The following is an 18,225-nucleotide window of genomic DNA, read 5'->3' as shown; positions in this document are numbered from 1 at the left end:
CGTCATTTTACCGATTGAACCTGCACATTTGCTTATAAACCACGCATCATCGTGTTTTTTTCCAATTAAAAATCTAAATTAGATGTAGTTTAGAGTAGGTACACTCACTATTTTTCCATAATGTCACTCAGCCATGATGAGATTTTTAGGGTATCGTTTGTCGATAGTCAACTAATTGATTTAAGTGATGTTATGCTTCGTGTTATTATTGATAATGCCGATTTACCCCTTCAATTCAGACTCAATCTTATCATTCCAAGAATTATCTTAGTTAAAATCAGCTTGTGATTACAATAGTTTAACTTCCATCTTCTCAAGGTGACATTTAAATTTGTCGCATCAACGCAACGACAGTGACGTACCTGGACATTGGCGGCATGCGAGAGGTGACATAAGGTTGTTTAATTATTGTTAATGTAACGGTGACTACTTCTTTATAGGTGGGCAATCAAACTAGGTTTCTAGGAAAATTAGATAAGAATATGTTGATGTTTTCTTATAACACGTGAAGTCTAGGGTGTAGTGCACTTTTTGGGTGTTTATTCTGCTACTGATATTTTTTTGGGATTTTAATCTGTGTGTTTTCATTTTTATGAACGTAAAACCTATTTTTTGGTAGGGGGTTATTGAATTGCCCATTATGTTTCTACGGGCATAAAATGCGTCCAACAAATGAATAGAACAGGAAGTTCTTAGACGGCATTAAAAGTCGCCGCGTAGGTAGAACAAGGAGGAAGATGATATGGAAGAGAAGGTACTTTTCGGCTACCTCATTGGGAACGACATTCTTGTCGATATTGCTAATCAACAGATGATAAGCCTTGGCAAAGATAAACAGGCTGTTCAGGTAACACCCTTACGGGCAACCATGATGCGATTGTTGCTCTATATGTTGGGGGCTGCGCGTGGGCACATTATTACCAATGATGAGATCATGCTACATGTTTGGGATCATCATCAATTAAGTTCATCAAGCCAGCGTTTATGGCAAGTGATGAAGTCGCTTAAAAGTAAGTTGGCACTAATGGGAATTCCAGACGAATTCATCATGCGTGTAGAGTTACGTGGCTACTATTTAAAACATAGCTTGGTGACGAAGTTATATTGCCAATGAATTGATGATGGATGATGTTTATCTCTGGATGAGGACTGATTTATATGATTCACATTTTCTCAGATGACAGTCTATTTGCTTTTGGTACCGCGAATATACTGCGAGAGTCGGGTTTTGGCGTTAACATCATTGATACTGGCGTGGGGCGATATAATGTAGAAATGACCAGTGTGGATATCGTCCTTATTGCCACCAGCCGTGCTGAAGCAGTGGACAGCATATTGGTATTAGCCATGAGTTGCCAGGCAACTGTTATTTTCGTTATTAGTGGCATGACATCTAACATGGCGAGTTCATTATGGGCACACGGCGTGATCCCCAAAAAAATAGCTTGCCACCAATTGGCTCCTGCGATTACTCGTATTTGCCAGAGTAATACCGGCTGGTTAAAAGGACTCACGCTGCGGGAAATGGAAGTTATGAATGAGTTATTGAAAGGCAAGAACTACCAACGAGTTTCATCTGAAATGCATATTTCCGTGAAAACGGTCAGCGCACATAAGAACAATGCGTTAAAGAAACTGGGGTTGGACAGAATTAACTCCCGGGCCATTGTTATCTATGGGAAATATCGCCAAGTATTACAGCACCGGCTCTTTAGTTGATTTAACGAATTGTTTTATCAGTATTACGGTAATACCTAAATACTTGCCATTAGCGAAAATAGATAATGGCAGTTAACGCCCATGCAGGGCAAGAATCCTTTCCCAGGGAAGACTGACGTTCACGGTTGAAAAACGGTCAGGGAATAGGTTCATCAACTTAAAATAAAAGGAATAGACCCATGTTAAAACAAATGCAAAAAACCGTCTGTGCACTGGCTGTACTGGCTTGCACCACCAGCGCTGTGATGGCAGAAAGCGTTGATGTTAAAGTGATTGGTACCATTAACCCGGTAGCCTGTACCCCAACGTTGACCGGTGGTGGTGTTGTTGACTATGGCGTAATTAAAAACAATACCCTGGCGGCAGATGCTTACACTGTGTTGCCAGCAAAGACCCTTAGTCTCAATATTGTTTGCGATGCTCCAGCTAAAGTTGCAATTAAGGCGACTAGCCAGCGACCGAACACGGCGGCAGGTGGTACTAATGAAAATGCTCGCGGCTTTGCTACCACTCCGGTGAATATGGGGCCTGTTGTTTCATGGCCGGGCATGAATGGTGTTGCTGGCCTTGGTCTTGATGGTACGGCTAAAATCGGAGGTTACGCCATGCTTATTAGTAATATTATGCTGGATGGTGTTGCCGGTAAAGGGGCGCTATCCACTAATAACGGTGCGTCATGGAGTACTGCCAGTTCGGCAGTGGGACAGGTAACACGTCTGGATGCTCAGTTGCTGAACGGCTTTGCGACGACTTCTACGGACGACACCACCTCTGCTTTCACTACCATGGCCGGTACCTTGACGGTGCAAGCTTATATCAACAAGGCTTCCAACTTAGATCTGACCAAACCGGTAGTGTTGGACGGTTTGAGCACTATCTCACTGGTTTACCTGTAATAGTTTTTTTCCGGAATGAGATGGCGGATACGTTTAAGTCGATAATACGACTTATACCGTAAACCCGACTCATGGTACGTGTTAATTACTGGGGTTATAAGAGACTGGTTTTATATCTTATTCCCCATGTAATTTAATTGTCGCCAAGTATTGCAGTAATGGCTCTTTAGTTGATTTAACGAATTGTTTTATCAGCATTACGGTAATACCTAAATACTTGCCATTAGCGAAAATAGATAATGGCAGTTAACGCCCATGCAGGGCAAGAATCCTTTCCCAGGGAAGACTGACTTTCACGGTTGAAAACCGGTCAGGGAATAGGTTCATCAACTTAAAATAAAAGGAATAGATCCATGTTAAAACAAATGCAAAAAACCGTCTGTGCACTGGCTGTATTGGCTTGCACCACCAGCGCTGTGATGGCGGAAAGCGTTGATGTTAAAGTGATTGGCACCATTAACCCGGTAGCCTGTACCCCAACGCTGACCGGTGGTGGTGTTATTGACTATGGTGTTATCAAAAATAATACATTGGCAGCCGATGCTTATACCGTACTGCCAGTAAAGACCGTTAGCCTCAATATTGTTTGTGATGCCCCGGCTAAAGTAGCAGTCAAGGCAGTCAGCCAGCGACTAAATACCGCGGCGGATGGTACCTATGAATCTACAACTGGCTTTGCTATCTCTCCAGTATTGTTACCGAGTGTTGGCAGTACTACCAGCAGCAGTAGTAATGGTGTTGCTGGTCTAGGTCTCGATGGCACGACAAAAATTGGTGGTTACGGTATGTCTATTTACAATATTATGCTGGATGGCGTTGCCGCTAAATTGTCACTATCCACCAATAATGGTGCGTCATGGAGTACAGCTAGTGGGGCAATAGGGCAACTAACTCGTCGGGATGCTCAGTTGCTGAATAGTTTTGCGACTACGGCTACGACTGACAATGTTTCCGCTTTCACCACCATGTCAGGTTCTATGAATGTTCAGGCTTATATCAACAAAGCCTCCGCGTTGGATCTGACCAAACCAGTAGTACTGGACGGCTTGAGCACTATTTCACTGGTTTACCTGTAATAGTTTGTTGTCGGAATGAGACTACAGATACATTTAAGTCGATAATAAGACTTATACCGTAAATTCGACTCATGAGACGTATTAATTACTGGGGTTATAAGAGGCTGGGTTTATATCTTATGCCCCATTTAATTTAATTATTTCTTTGTGAGTAAGCTATCAGTGTGTGTATTGGAATGATTCATTAAAGGAGTTTTTTAAATTAACTCTCGGGTAGTTTTGAATTATAAAAAACCGCCAAGTAATGCGGTGCTGACTCTTTAGTTAATTTAACGAACGGTTTTATAGGTATCACGATACTACCCGAATACTAGTCATTAGCGACAATGTCGGTAATGTCGGTAATGTCGGTAATGACGGTAATGACGGTTAACGCCCCATATAGGGCAAGAATCTTTTCCCAGGGAAGATTGACTTTCACGGTTGAAAACCAGTCAGGGAATAGATTCATCAACTTAAAATAAAAGGAATAGAACCATGTTAAAACAAATGCAAAAAACCGTCTGTGCACTGGCTGTACTGGCTTGCACCACCAGCGCCGTGATGGCAGAAAGCGTTGATGTTAAAGTGATTGGCACCATTAACCCGGTAGCCTGTACCCCAACGTTGACCGGTGGTGGTGTTGTTGATTATGGCGTTATCAAAAACAATACATTAGCGGCTGATGCTTACACTGTGTTGCCGGCAAAGACCCTTAACCTCAATATCGTTTGCGAAGCCCCAGCTAAGGTCGCTATCAAGGCGACTAGTCAGCGTCCGAACACGGCGGCAGACGGTACCCTTGAAAGTGTTCGCGGCTTTGCTCTATCTCCAGTGGTCTTACCAAGTGTTGCAGTCACTACTAACGGTGCTAGCAATGGTGTTGCCGGTCTGGGGCTTGATGGTACGGCCAAAATTGGTGGTTATGGTATGTTTATTGGCAATATTTTACTGGATAACGTTGCTGGTAAAAGTGCGCTATCAGGTAATAACGGTGTGTCATGGAGTACTGCCAGTTCAGCAGTGGGGCAGGTAACACGCAGGGATGCTCAGTTGCTGAACGGTTTTGCGACGACTTCTACGGTCGACAATACTTCTGCCTTCACAACGATGGCTGGTACGCTGACTGTACAGGCTTATATCAACAAAGCTTCTGCGTTGGATCTGACCAAGCCGGTAGTCTTGGATGGTTTGAGCACTATTTCACTGGTTTACCTGTAATAGTTTGTTGTCGGAATGAGACGGTAGATATGTTAAGTCGATAATAAGACTTATACCGTAAATCTAACTCGTGAGATGTGTTAATTTCTGGGGTTATAAGAGGCTGGTTTTATATCTTATGCCCCATTTAATTTAATTATTTCTTTGTGAGTAAGCTATCGGTGTGCATATTGGGATGATTCGTTAAAGGAGTTTTTTAAATTAACTCTCGGGTGGTTTTGAATTATAAAAAATAGCCAAATAATGCGGTGCTGACTTTTTAGTTAATTTAACGAACGGTTTTATAGGTATCACGATACTACCCGAATACTAGTCATTAGCGACAATGTCGGTAATGACGGTTAACGCCCATGCAGGGCAAGAATCCTTTCCCAGGGAAGACTGACTTTCACGGTTGAAAACCGGTCAGGGAATAGGTTCATCAACTTAAAATAAAAGGAATAGACCCATGTTAAAACAAATGCAAAAAACCGCCTGTGCACTGGTTGTACTGGCTTGCACCACCAGCGCCGTGATGGCGGAAAGCGTTGATGTTAAGGTGATTGGCACCATTAACCCGGTGGCCTGTACCCCAACGCTGGCTGGTGGCGGTGTTATTGACTATGGCGTTATCAAAAATAATACCTTGGCGGCGGATGCTTATACCGTACTGCCAGTAAAATCTCTCGCCTTTAATATCGTTTGCGAGGCACCGGCCAAGGTAGCTGTTAGGACGGCCAGCCAGCGACCTAATACAGCGGCAGGCGGCACCTATGAAAACGTTTATGGTTTTGCTATTTCCCCGGTAATGGTTCCAGGTGTGGGTAGCAATACCGCGTCTAATAGTAATGGTGTTGCCGGGTTGGGCTTAGACGGGACAGCCAAAATCGGTGGTTACGGTATGTCTATCTACAATATTTTGTTGGACGGTGTCGCCGCTAAATCAGCATTCTCTAGTGATAACGGTGCGACATGGAGCACTACGAGTGCGGCTGTTGGCCAAGCTTCGCGTCGAGAAGCTCAGGCTCTAACTGGTTTCGCTACGACTGCCACGACCAACGATACTTCAGCTTTCACGACCATGTCCGGCTCGTTTAACGTTCAAGCTTATATCAATAAAGCTTCTTCGCTAGATCTGACCAAACCCGTGGTATTGGACGGTTTGAGCACTATCTCTCTGGTTTACCTGTAATAAATTATTCTCAGGGCGGGCCTGTATGGCCGCTCTTTCTCATCCTCATGTCATTGGGGTTACCGTCGGCGATCGTCGGCATGCAGTTTTCTTGAACTAACAGGACTTATTAATTATGACTCTTTCCTCTTTTATCAAGACAGGGGCAGCCGCGCTGTTGCTCACCGCTGGCGTTGCACAGGCTACCGGAGTGGTGCCTGAGACCTCGATCGTTATTGTTGAACAAAGCGATGGTGAAGGCGCCATTAATATCCAGAATACAGATTCTGTACCGGTATTATTAATTACTACGCTGCAAGATATTCCAGAAGATAAGGGAATATCTTTGACTATTACGCCACCTGCCGCCCGTATTGATGCGGGTAAAACGCAGCGAGTACGCTTTTTATTAACCGATAACACCCCTCTGACCACTGAACATCTCAAGCGCGTCACTTTTGAAGGCGTTCCTCCACAGAAGAAAGACCAAAATGTGGTGCGCATGATGGTGAGCCAGAATCTGCCAGTGATTATTCGTCCTGCCGGTTTGGCTAAAGATTTGACGCCGTGGAAGCACCTAGTCTGGCAGCAAGTTGGCAACACTATCACCGTTAGCAACCCATCCCCGTATGTGGTGCGTTTGGGGCAGAGCATCAAAACCTTGCCGGATCAGACCCAATGGACATTGGCGACTCCGTATGTACTACCAGGGCAGAAACTGACGCTGAAAATGGAAGGCAATAAGCCGGCCGTTAATTCTGCACAAGTTCGGATTTCCCCAGCAACAACTTGGGGTTATACCGTCGACAGCTATGAAGCTGCGTTGACGCACTAATAAACGGAGCAAATAGTGAAACGCCCTCATCAACTCACGCGCTTATGCCAGATTGCTTATAACCCCATTTCATTGGCGTTTTTTGCGGCATTCGCGATGCTGCCAACGGCTTTTGCCGAAGGTACGCAAGATATCACGGAAGAGACCGAGTTTGATGTGCAAGCCATCAAGGCCCACGGATTAGATCCTGCCGTCGCTCAATGGTTTGGTCAGACACCGCGTTTTATGCCTGGCGTAACGCCTGTCGTTTTGACGGTTAACGGTCAAGAAAGAGGCAAAATTGACGCACGCTTTAATAAAGAAGGGCAGTTGTGTGCCGACAAGGACTTTCAAAAACAGGCGGGCTTGAGCGCTCTGCCCACGTTTGATGAAAAAGATCCATGTTTTGACCTCACATCGGCCCTACCACAAGTTGAGATCAAGCTGGACCCCGGTGAAGGCCGTATTGCGCTGGTGGTCCCTCAACAGGCGCTGGCGCAATCTGGCGCGGGTGATAGCCAATGGGCTCACGGCGGAACCGCCGCTCTGTTGAACTATGATACGCAATACATGGGATCGTTTGGCAACGCTAACGGCACCAATTACTTTCAGTTAAATACCGAAGCGGGTTTCAATGCTAACGACTGGATACTGCGCAGTCGGCAGAGTCTCTCACGCCTCAACAATGAAGATAATTTTCAGCATCAAGCAGCGTATGCGCAGCGCACTTTCGATGGCTTCCAAAAAATCCTTCAGGCCGGTCAGGTCAGCCTGTCCAACTCCCTGTTTGGTACCGGGCAAGTCTGGGGTTTCCAGATGTTCCCAGAGACGGCCTTGCAGAACGGCAAAGGCGGGGCTGGCTTGGTGGAAGGTATTGCCGATGTTCAATCGGTAGTTGAAGTCAGGCAGTCCGGTGTGCTGGTTTACAGCACCACGGTGCCCGCGGGGCCTTTCCGCTTGCAAGGGTTCTCACTGCTTAATACCCGTTCTGATCTGGCGGTCACTCTAACCGGCAATAACGGCGACAAACGGCAGTTTACTGTTCCGGCGGCGGCATTCCTGCTCAATGGCCCTGCCATCGCACCCGGCCTGTCATTTGGCGCGGGGAAGCTAGATCAAGACGGCAGCGATGCTTCCCCGATACTCGGCACCATCGCCACGGGGTGGGCGCTTACGCCAAAAGTGATATTGAACGCCGGCGTGCTCGGTTCAAATTTGTACCGCGCCGGGGCTATGAGCCTAGATAGCCAGGTGTTTAATGCCACCATGCTGTCACTGCAAACCACGGTGGCTCAGGACGATCAGCATCATGACAACGGAGCCAGTGTCACTGCGGCACTGTCCCACCAACTGACTGAACGGGTCGGTGTCAATGTCAACCTAACGCAGCAGACGCCGGGCTACCGCGAGCTTAGCGACGCCGTACAAAACGATGAGCAAGATATTCAGGATCGTAACCGCAACCAGTATGGAGCGGGGGTGAGTTGGAACGGTGAGACCATCGGTAGTCTATCGCTCACTTGGGCACAGACTACCACCTTTAAAGGTGAGAACACCTCATTTATGGGCGGCGGATGGAGCCGCCAATTTGGTCGCGTTTATCTGGGTGCCAGCATTGAACATAACTCAGGGACGAGCACTACGCCCGGTGATGACCGGTTTTATCTGACGCTAAGCATTCCATTTGGTAGTCGCAATATCAGCAGTTATCTCAATAGCAGTAAATCGGGTAGCCGAGCCGGTATTCGTTACAGCGATCGTTCAAGCCAAGATCGTGGCTGGAGCCTCTCCAGCGATCGGGATTTTCGTAGCAACCGTAACTCATATACCGGTACGGCAGATATGCTCACCCCGATCAGCCAGTTGAGCGGCAGCCTGAGCCAAGACTCTGACCACAACACCACGGTGTCGGCGAGTGCTAGCGGCGCTATGGTTGCACACCGTCACGGGCTCACTCTGTCGCCTTATAAGGTAGGTGACACCTTTGGTATCGCTAAAGTGGGCGATGAGGCGGGTGTTCGACTGGATACCCCGGCGGGACCAACTTGGACGGATAGCCGAGGCTACGCCGTATTGCCTTCGCTCAGTGGTTATCGCCGCTCAACGATCCAGGTTAATACCGAAACTCTGGCGAAGAATATTGATATCAACAATGCCTGGTACGAAACCGAAACGGCACGCGGTGCAGTTAGCTATGTCAATTTTGGTGTGGTGCGTACCCGGCGCGTACTGGTCACTGTTCGTGATGCCAAGAATAAACCGGCACCACATGGCGCCAGCGTATTCGACTCAGAGGGGAACTTTGTCACTGTCGTTGGTGACAATGGCCAGATCTTTATCCCTGACGCCAAACCCAATATGAAACTGGATATTCAGGCATCGGGGATTACGGTGAGTTCGTTCACGCTGACGCTGCCGAAACAGGCTGATCAAAGTGGATTATTTGAAACGGCTCAGGCGGTTTCTTCTTAATAGGACAACGCCATGAAAGGTTACACCATCATTTTAATCGTAGGGTTGGGGCTCAGCCATTTTGCTGGGGCGATGCCACAACCATCCCCGCTAAATTTGGGGGCGTCGCTGATACCTCCAGTAGAAACGCGCTGCAATTTGTCGGTCAGTAATAGCACGCTTGATTATGGTAATCAGTCGCGCTGGCAATTGCAGGACGTTGCAGGAAATAGCCAATTGCTGACGCCCGGCAAGCGTCAGCTGATGGTTAACGTCGCTTGCCCTTACACCCAAACGATTCGCCTGAGAATTCGGGGCACGTCGGTGGGGAATGAGTTCCGTTACGGGGATTCTGGTCGGTTACGGGTGAATTTGCAGTCAACTCAGTTGGATGGTCAGAGCGTGCAAGTCGCATTGACGACGCCAGAGGGGATCGTCAATGGGGTTCCATCCAACACATTAACGCTACAACCCGATCAAACACTGACGGCCATCGTCGGTAATCAACCTGCAAAGGGGAGGTTGCTGATGTTGCAAATAGAAGTAGAGCCGGTCATGAGCGAGGCGGGAACTCACGTTGCTAGCCGCCAAATAAATCAGTCCGATTTATCGCTGGAATTAGTGAATTAAATACACCTTGGCACGAGTTGTTGGTGCCTTAATTGTTATAGCCATTCAAGGAGTCGATATGGTGTCTTATAAATTATCTTTACTGTCCCGCAGTTGTTTATTGGCCCTGACCACAGGCAGCCTACCGGTAGTGGCTCTTGCTGAGTCACCTTGGAAAGCTTCCGGCGGCAATACCGTCGAGGTCACGTCGGGCTATACCAGCGCCACGCTGCTGGATTATCCTTTGTTCGCTACGGGGGCGGGCAGTTTGCTGGAATCGACAGTGAACGGTTTAAGCTTCCGCACCACTGACGACAACCTATTTGCTGCTAATGCCACGGCGGGTGGCGCTATCCATCTGAACGGGGCAGCACTCTCAACCAATGGTGCACAAGCTCACGGAGCCAACGTTATTGCCGGGGAACTCGCCCTGACTGGTGGCAATATCACCGTTGCCGGGCAGAACAGTTATGGCGTATTCGGTAGTAATGGCGCGGTGGTTTCTCTTGCCGATCTTGCTATTGCTGCCGATGGTGCGATGAGTTCTGGGGTTACACTTTCCACCGGTACCCTCGATGCCAGTAATGTCAGTATTTTGGCCACTGGTGACGACAGCCAAGGGTTGAATCTGGCTTACTCCAATTTGGGGCAGGTGGCCGCCACTTTGGATAATGTGAACATTATTTTGCGTGGTGCGGGTACCCAAGCCGGTTTGATGCTAGGTAACGGTCAGGTAGAAGGTAAAAATGTCACGCTTTCTTCTTCTGGTAATAACCGTGGGGTAGACGTTTACAACACCGAGGGCAGTGGCCGCGGAACCTTGACGCTCACCGATAGCACCATCACCACGCAAAATGGCGATGCTGTCTATATTCTTGGCGGTGATGTCACGCTGAATAATGCCACCGTCAATTCTAACAATGGGCAAGGGATTAACGTTAATAGCCGTTCCAGCGCCGCGTTAAACGGCGGCAGTGTGACAACACAAGGTAACGGGGCTGATGCGCTTTGGATCGCCAGCAGTACTTCATCTGCGACGGCTGAAAACACCGCATTCACCACCCATGGTTATAACGCCATTGCTTTTAATGCCCAGTATGGGCCAGCTACGGTGAAAAACAGTGTGCTGACCACCGATGGTATCGCGGGTCATGGTCTTTATAGTGAATCCCAAGTTCAGGGCAATAACCTGACAATAAATACCAAAGGCAACAATGCCATGGGCGTCTATGCCTCTAATGGCGGAACTATCAACCTAGATACGGCCAGCGTGGCAACCACTGGCGACACGGCAAGCGGCATGTTGGCTTATCTGGGCTCGACCATTACAGGGAACGAGATAACGCTGACCACCACCGGGGCAGACAGCCACGCGCTGTGGGCCGGTGATGGAATCTTCGCACTAAGCAACAGCAACCTCAGCACCACCGGTGCCAATGCCAACGGTCTGCAAGTCAGTAGCACCAAAGCGGCGACGGGTAGCTCGGTAACGCTTGACCATACCGTTCTAGCGACAGAAAAAGCCACGGCGATCAGAGTGTTGGGGACTGGATTAGCGCTGGCGTTAAAAAATGGCACGCAGGTAACCGGTGGCAACGGCGTCTTGCTGGAAAATATTGCCGGTGACACCTCAAATCCAAATTACCACGGTGACGTGGTGCTGACGGCAGATAATCAGGTGGTATTGAACGGAGATATTCGCTCTTCGACTCAAAGCCGAATGACGGCTGCCTTGACCAATGCCTCTCAACTGAATGGGGCGGTCAATAACGTCAGCGAGTTAAGCCTGGACAACAGCAGTATCTGGAATATGACCGGCAATTCATTGCTCGGGGAGTTTAACCATGATGGGGGGGTGAATTTCCGTCATAACGGCGCTAATTTCAGTACCCTGACCATGGATACGCTGAACGGTAATGGCGGATTCAACATGAATACCGACTTAGCTAGCTTAAAAGGCGATCTCGTTGTTGTGAATGGCAACGCGAGTGGTGATCACTGGCTGGGCATTAAAAATAGTGGCCGGGAGCCGGGTAAAAGCAGCGATGTTTTGACTGTGGTGCAAACCGGCGGCGGCACGGCATCATTCAGTTTGAATGGGGGAGCTGTGGACGCAGGTACGTATCAGTATGTGCTCCAGCACCAAGGGGATAACTGGGTTCTCGCGCAGAAACAGAAAGATGTTCCCCCAACACCGACGCCAGATCCAACGCCGACACCTGATCCAACGCCAACTCCGGTACCGACACCGACTACCGTGGCGGCATTGGGCATGTTCAATGCTACACCAACGGTGTGGTATGGCGAACTGACGACCTTGCGCACTCGAATGGGCGAAGTTCGTGAAGGTAAAAAAGAAGGCGGTGCTTGGGCTCGGGTTTTGGGCAATCAGTATAACGTCAATGATCGTGCTGGCGTGGGTTACCAACAGACCCAATCTGGGATCTCTGTGGGTGTAGATAGCGCACATGACATGGAAGAAGGCCAATATCTGACCGGTCTTTTCAGTGGTTACAGCCAGAACAAGTTGGATTTTGCCAGTGATAGCACCGGTACCATTAATAGCTTCTTTATTGGAGCGTATGGCACTTGGTTATTGGCCGATGGTTGGTATGTTGATGCCTTGGCTAAGGCCAACAATTTTAGCAACAGTGCTGATGTTCGTATGACTGATGGGGAAAAAACACGGGGTGGTTACAGTACTCTGGGGCTAGGTTTTTCACTTGAGGCGGGTCGTCAATTCTTGTTCGAGAAAGGTTGGTTTGCGGAGCCTTCAGTTCAAGTCTCATCACTTTGGGTTAACGGCCAGTCCTATAGCTACGACAATGGATTGCAGGCTGAGAGTGGCCAAGCTACGTCACAGCAAGCCGCGCTCAATGGGACTGTTGGCCGCAGTATGATGCTTGAAAACGGCATGATGCTGCAACCTTGGGTACGTGCTGCGCTTATTCAGGAGTTCTCTGATAATAACCCGGTGAGCATTAACGGGAATGGTTTTACTAATGATATGTCTGGCTTAAGGGCTGAATATGGTGCGGGTGTCGCAGCTCAACTGACCAAAGATGTGCAAACTTACCTGGATGCACGCTACAGCAAAGGCGATAAAATTGAATCACCATGGGGAGCGAACCTAGGGGTGAGATGGACTTGGTAGTGTGAGTGGTTAATCTTTAATTAACGTTTAAAAACAAAAGAGTGCAGTTTTTATTCCTGCACTCTTCGTTCATCAATCTAGAGCCGCACTATTACTTTTTCTTGTACACGTCAGCAGTCGCATGGGTTTTATTGTTGGTATTCGCTGAGGTTAGTACGTAGAAATCGCCGCCTTTTTCATCTGCTTTTTTGGATAGCTCATCTTTAGCATCCATCGCAGAGGTTTCTCCATCGGTGACGATGTCACCTATTTTTTCGTACTGACTAGGATTTTCATTTAACTTTTCTTTGGTCAGCAACTCAGCGGACATCGCACCAAAGGAAACTGCGCTCAGAGCTACTGCGGCAACCATCATCTTTAAAAATTTCATATCCTTCCTCACTATGAAAAGTGTTCTTATTGGAGTAGTCACCAAGTAGTGACCGAATAAGTATTAGCGATGATTTCAATTTTTTCCACTAAGCCGTTAATTTATGACATTAATTGGTTTTTTCTGTTTAAAGTAGCAGGAACTGTTGTACAACATCAGAACCGCCAGAACGTTCTCGAACAAAGTATCAATATTGGGTAAATCTCTAAACGCCCGAGTAGCATAGCGCCGCACATCAACCATTTCGCTGCGTCGTTCAATGTACCAAAACCTGCCGCCGTTTCACCAAAACCTAGCCCCATATTATTGATGCAGGCTGCCACGGTGGCGAATGAAGTCATCATGTCATAACCCATCAAGTTCAGCGCCCAAATAAAGAAGCAACTGAAAAAGATGTACAGGAAAAAGAAGCTCCAGACAGAACGCATCACTCGATCTTGAATCGGAGAGTCACCGACTTTGATGGTGTAGATAGCATTGGGGTGAACCAGTTGATCGACCTCGCGGCTGCTTTGTTTGTACATAATCAAAAAGCGCAACGCCTTGATGCCGCCACAGGTCGAACCCACGCAGCCGCCAAAGAAGCTCGAAGCCAATAACAACATAATGGTATGAGAGGGTAGCTTGGCATAATCCGCAGTAGCTAAGCCGTTGTCGGTCATCATCGAGCTGGTGAGGAAGAAACCATGCACGAAAGAGTCTTTAGCGCCGTACATACCGGAGCGATACAACTCGATACACACGATGGCGATAATTATCGACAGGATCAGTAAGAAGAAACGTAATTCCGGGTTTCTATACAGCGGTTTTAGGCTACGTCGACCGATCATCACGAAGTACAGCGTGAAGTTGACCGCAGCCAGAATCGAGAAAATCCCACCGACCATTTCTACCGCAGAACTGTCATAAAACCCAAGGCTCTCGTTGCGAGTGGAGAATCCGCCAAGAGAAACAGTGGAAAGACCGTGACACAAAGCATCAAACCAAGGCACTCCGGCAATGCGAAAGGCAACGGTACAGAGTAGGCCGAGGCCAAGGTAAATCAACCACAGATTTTTCGAGGTGTCCGCCAACCGAGGTGTTAAACGTTCTTCTTTAAAAGGGCCGGGCATCTCTGATTGATACAGTTTGGCTCCCCCGATACCCAGCATCGGTAGCACGGCAACCGCCAAAACGATAACGCCAAGGCCACCAATAAAGTTAAGTTGGGCGCGGTAATAGAGGAATGACTTTGGAACACCAGAAACATCGTTGAGTACCGAAGCCCCAGTGGTGGTGATGCCTGAAACCCCTTCAAACATGGCATCGACCAAGCGGATGTTTAGGGTGTCATCCATCCATAATGGCAGGGCGCTAATAACGGAAAATAGCAGCCAGAACAAGACGATAATCAAAAAACCATCTTGTGTACGTAGTTGTACCTTGGTTTTGCGAGAACTGAACCAACCTAATCCACCTAATGAACCGGCGATGGCGAGCGTATAGAAGAAGGAGAAAAAGCTTTTTTCTTTGTATAACAACGCCACAAGCAGAGGTGGAATCATTGAAAGGCTGTAAAGCACCACTAAAAAACTACAAAGATGAATAACAATTAGGGTTTGATTTTTTTTGACCATGCTATCGCTCAGGTTATCGTGCTGGCGGTGGGATAACGGGCCGTGGTGCCAGCGTTTTGAAGCTGTTTACATTTTTAATGATCAGGTCGATATTACTTATCAGCTCATCAAAACCTTTAGACACTGACTTTTCCCTTTGCTTCACGCAAACACAACGTTCAGCCATGAGTGATCCACTGCCCGGCATTCTAACCTTGTCATCAGTTAGCAACAAGAGAGGCTTACGGCGAGATTTGTATGATGTCACATTACGAATAAAACGGAACGGCTGCTCAGTGTGATTGGCGTAGGCATATTTTGGGACGAGGCGTTGATGGTGCTAGGCGTCTTGGTCAGTGAGTTGCGGATTCGGCGAAAAGCGAAGGTAGAAGCGACGGCAGTTGATTAATTGGGGTTTGGAAGTAGGGGGCAAAGCCCCCAACAACCGTTATGCAGTGCGCTTATTTTTGTTGCGAACAAACAGGTAGCCAATCCCCAGAGCGACAAACCACAGCGGCGTCACTATCAGCGCTTGACGGGTATCATCGCGCAAGGTCAACAGAACCAATACGAACACGAAGAACGCCATACATACCCAGCACATCAGCTTGCCGGCAGGCATTTTGTAGATTGATTTCTGGTGTAATTGTGGGCGCTGCTTGCGGTAAACCAGATATGAACACAGGATGATGGTCCAGACGAACATAAACAGGATTGCCGAAACGGTCGTCACCAGCGTAAAGACGGTAATCATGTTCGGGATCAGGTAAATCAGTACCACCCCACCTAACAGGCAAATGCAGGAAAACGTCAGGCCGTTCGCCGGCACTGCACGCTTAGAGAGTTTTGCAAACGACTTAGGTGCATCACCTTCCTGCGCCAAGCCAAACAGCATGCGGCTGGTGGAGAACACACCGCTGTTAGCCGAAGAAGCGGCGGAGGTCAGTACCACGAAGTTGATTACGCTAGCCGCCGCTGGCAAGCCGATCAGGACGAACAATTCAACGAACGGGCTTTTATCAGCTACGACTGAGCGCCACGGTGTGACCGACATAATGACGATCAACGCAAACACGTAAAACATGATGATGCGGATTGGAATAGAGTTAATTGCACGTGGCAGCACTTTCTCGGGATCTTTAGTTTCTGCGGCCGTCGTACCCACCAACTCAATGCCGACGAAGGCAAAGACTGCAATCTGGAAACCGGCAAAGAATCCGCTAATCCCTTTCGGGAACATGCCACCGTCATTCCACAGATGGTTGAACGAAGCCACGGTACCGGTCGGCGATTGGAAGTGCATCGCAATCATTATCAGCCCGGCAATGATCAAGCCAATAATGGCGACGATTTTGATCATCGCGAACCAAAACTCCATCTCACCGAACATCTTCACCGTCGCGAGGTTCAAGCTGAGCAATAGCAATACGCACAGCAAGGAAGCGACCCATTGTGACAAATCTGGGAACCAATACTGACCGTAAGCCGTGATCGCAACGACGTCGGCGATACCGGTGACGACCCAGCAAAACCAGTAAGTCCAGCCGGTGAAAAAACCAGCCCAAGGGCCGAGCAAATCGGCAGCAAAATCACTAAAGGACTTGTACTCCAAATTTGACAGTAAAAGTTCGCCCATAGCGCGCATCACGAAAAACAGCATAAAGCCGATAATCATATACACGAAAATGATAGAAGGGCCGGCCAGGCTGATGGTTTTACCCGAGCCCATAAACAAACCTGTGCCGATGGCACCACCGATAGCGATCAGTTGAATATGTCGGTTAGTCAGGTTTCGCCGTAGATGATCTTCTGATGCGGGAGCGTCATCAGTCGCTATTTTAGAGTGATCTACCATCTGATTTATCCTGTCATGAGTGAAAGTGTGAGCTCTAAAGTGGCTCTTTTTAGGGTGTTATCTGGTTAGGCCAGATTTTTTAAGGTGGAGCAATCGCGACACCTTTATGCAACATATTTACAACATCCATCAAGGAAATCAAAGTTGATTATTCTTTACTCACAGGAGGTGAATCGGACGTCTAGGGGGCGCAAGAATACGCTTCGGCATCACAAATTCATAGTTGGTTGTCCTGTTATCTTATTGATTCAAAAAGTATTGCGAGTTTCGCATGAGAAAAAGTAATGGGAAGGTATGAGAGGTTTTATCATGGTTTGTCAGCGAGGCCTTTTGTATTGCGACAGGCCAGAGATGCGAGTGATTGACTCTCAAGCAATTGGGCGTGGGGACTGGCTGCACGCCTTTTCTGGCATATGCACATTCAGCATGGTATTGCGCTCTCAATCACAGAAGTAAAAATCATCGAAAATATTTTCAGGGTTATTCACCGCCGATCACAAAATGCTGTGAAACAGGTTCACCCAATCGTTGCTCGGCAGTAGTCTGTATCCAGCACGGTTAGCATTTACCCTAAATAAATAAGGGAATGATATATGTACAAGATGATTCTAGTGCCGGTAGATATTGCAGAAGATGAATTGACCCAACACGCGTTGGAGCATGTGGTTTATCTGGCGAAACTGTCGAACGCCAAAGTACATTTGTTGCATACATTGCCGGATGCCTCGGCGTTTGTAACCGCTTATTCTTTTGGTATCAAAGAGTTTGAGAATCAGGCTGAAGTGAAAGCGATTGAGAAACTGAAGGAGATTGTTGCGGATATTGATTTGCCTTTGGAGCGGTTGAGTTACACCGTCAGCTTTGGTTCGCCGCGTGATGAGGTTTTAACATTAGCTGATGATATCGAAGCCGACTTGATTGTGATTGGTTCTCGCCGTCCTAGCGTGAAAACTTATCTGTTAGGCTCCAATGCGGCGGCGATTGTCCGTCATGCCAAAATTTCCGTTATGGTCGTTAGGTAGTTCTGAAATGCAGGCTCGCTATTCAGTGAGCCTGTCAGCAACAGCAGATTATTGGCGATAAGCGTGTTTAATCTGTTGGATGCTGTTTTTGAAAATTTCGGCCTGAGCAGGATCTTCAATTTGAGCAATAAAACGCTCCATGTTGATGATGACTTTACCTGCGTCTGCTTGACCCAGTGATTTCAAGATCAACGTGAGTGTGGCTTTTAAACAAGCAACTTCTGTTGCCAATGTCTCTGGGTTTGCCGAAGTGGTGAAATCAACGTTGCCCATACTTCTCTCCTGATTTTTGAGGCCGTAGCCTGAAACAAAGT

General features: G+C 47.8%; 15 protein-coding genes. 11 read left to right on the top strand and 4 right to left on the bottom strand.

Annotated features, from left to right (window positions below; translation table 11 throughout):
- Positions 1–742 precede the first annotated feature (742 nt).
- The 10 genes from AC3ISQ_RS13400 to AC3ISQ_RS13355 all read left to right on the top strand — a co-directional run bounded on the left by AC3ISQ_RS13400 (position 743) and on the right by AC3ISQ_RS13355 (position 13,069).
- On the top strand, positions 743–1,114 hold the full coding sequence (locus AC3ISQ_RS13400) for a winged helix-turn-helix domain-containing protein (RefSeq protein WP_489347208.1): 372 nt from the start codon (positions 743–745) through the stop codon (positions 1,112–1,114).
- 44 nt (positions 1,115–1,158) lie between these two features.
- Complete coding sequence (locus tag AC3ISQ_RS13395) at positions 1,159–1,719, top strand: LuxR C-terminal-related transcriptional regulator (RefSeq protein ID WP_489347207.1); 561 nt, start codon at positions 1,159–1,161, stop codon at positions 1,717–1,719.
- Positions 1,720–1,898: 179 nt separating this feature from the next.
- Positions 1,899–2,615, top strand: coding sequence for a DUF1120 domain-containing protein (locus AC3ISQ_RS13390; protein ID WP_489347205.1), 717 nt, complete (start codon positions 1,899–1,901; stop codon positions 2,613–2,615).
- 353 nt (positions 2,616–2,968) lie between these two features.
- Positions 2,969–3,691 (top strand): DUF1120 domain-containing protein, encoded by a 723-nt coding sequence (locus AC3ISQ_RS13385; protein WP_489347203.1) that lies wholly within the window; start codon positions 2,969–2,971, stop codon positions 3,689–3,691.
- 477 nt (positions 3,692–4,168) lie between these two features.
- Positions 4,169–4,891, top strand: coding sequence for a DUF1120 domain-containing protein (locus tag AC3ISQ_RS13380; RefSeq protein ID WP_489347201.1), 723 nt, complete (start codon positions 4,169–4,171; stop codon positions 4,889–4,891).
- A 448-nt stretch (positions 4,892–5,339) separates the two neighbouring features.
- Entirely contained in the window at positions 5,340–6,062 is a 723-nt protein-coding gene (locus AC3ISQ_RS13375; protein WP_489347199.1) for a DUF1120 domain-containing protein, read from the top strand.
- Between the two features lie 115 nt (positions 6,063–6,177).
- On the top strand, positions 6,178–6,876 hold the full coding sequence (locus AC3ISQ_RS13370) for a fimbria/pilus chaperone family protein (protein ID WP_489347197.1): 699 nt from the start codon (positions 6,178–6,180) through the stop codon (positions 6,874–6,876).
- Between the two features lie 15 nt (positions 6,877–6,891).
- Positions 6,892–9,327 carry a fimbria/pilus outer membrane usher protein gene (locus tag AC3ISQ_RS13365; RefSeq protein WP_489347195.1) on the top strand — a complete coding sequence of 812 codons (2,436 nt, stop codon included), beginning with the start codon at positions 6,892–6,894 and terminating at the stop codon, positions 9,325–9,327.
- Between the two features lie 12 nt (positions 9,328–9,339).
- Positions 9,340–9,936, top strand: a complete 597-nt coding sequence (locus AC3ISQ_RS13360) for a DUF1120 domain-containing protein (protein ID WP_489347193.1) — start codon at positions 9,340–9,342, stop codon at positions 9,934–9,936.
- Positions 9,937–9,994: 58 nt separating this feature from the next.
- Positions 9,995–13,069: an autotransporter outer membrane beta-barrel domain-containing protein gene (locus AC3ISQ_RS13355; protein ID WP_489347191.1), complete on the top strand. Its 3,075-nt coding sequence runs from the start codon at positions 9,995–9,997 to the stop codon at positions 13,067–13,069.
- 91 nt (positions 13,070–13,160) lie between these two features.
- Here the strand turns inward: AC3ISQ_RS13355 and yahO are convergent, their stop codons facing one another.
- From yahO to cycA, 3 genes are all read right to left on the bottom strand, one after another.
- On the bottom strand, positions 13,161–13,439 hold the full coding sequence (gene yahO / locus AC3ISQ_RS13350) for a DUF1471 family periplasmic protein YahO (RefSeq protein ID WP_489347189.1): 279 nt from the start codon (positions 13,437–13,439) through the stop codon (positions 13,161–13,163).
- Positions 13,440–13,594: 155 nt separating this feature from the next.
- Positions 13,595–15,055, bottom strand: a complete 1,461-nt coding sequence (locus AC3ISQ_RS13345) for a TrkH family potassium uptake protein (protein WP_489347187.1) — start codon at positions 15,053–15,055, stop codon at positions 13,595–13,597.
- Positions 15,056–15,482: 427 nt separating this feature from the next.
- Positions 15,483–16,889: a D-serine/D-alanine/glycine transporter gene (gene cycA, locus AC3ISQ_RS13340; RefSeq protein WP_489347185.1), complete on the bottom strand. Its 1,407-nt coding sequence runs from the start codon at positions 16,887–16,889 to the stop codon at positions 15,483–15,485.
- 593 nt (positions 16,890–17,482) lie between these two features.
- On the opposite strand from cycA, the gene AC3ISQ_RS13335 reads away from it, so the two are divergent.
- Positions 17,483–17,911 (top strand): universal stress protein, encoded by a 429-nt coding sequence (locus AC3ISQ_RS13335; protein WP_489347183.1) that lies wholly within the window; start codon positions 17,483–17,485, stop codon positions 17,909–17,911.
- Between the two features lie 48 nt (positions 17,912–17,959).
- Here AC3ISQ_RS13335 and AC3ISQ_RS13330 read toward each other — a convergent pair whose 3' ends face one another.
- Positions 17,960–18,184 (bottom strand): DUF2594 family protein, encoded by a 225-nt coding sequence (locus AC3ISQ_RS13330; RefSeq protein WP_489347181.1) that lies wholly within the window; start codon positions 18,182–18,184, stop codon positions 17,960–17,962.
- Between the last annotated feature and the right edge of the window lie 41 nt (positions 18,185–18,225).

The organism is Serratia sp. KH_031 (assembly GCF_057839655.1).
This window is presented reverse-complemented; position numbering and strand designations above follow the sequence as displayed.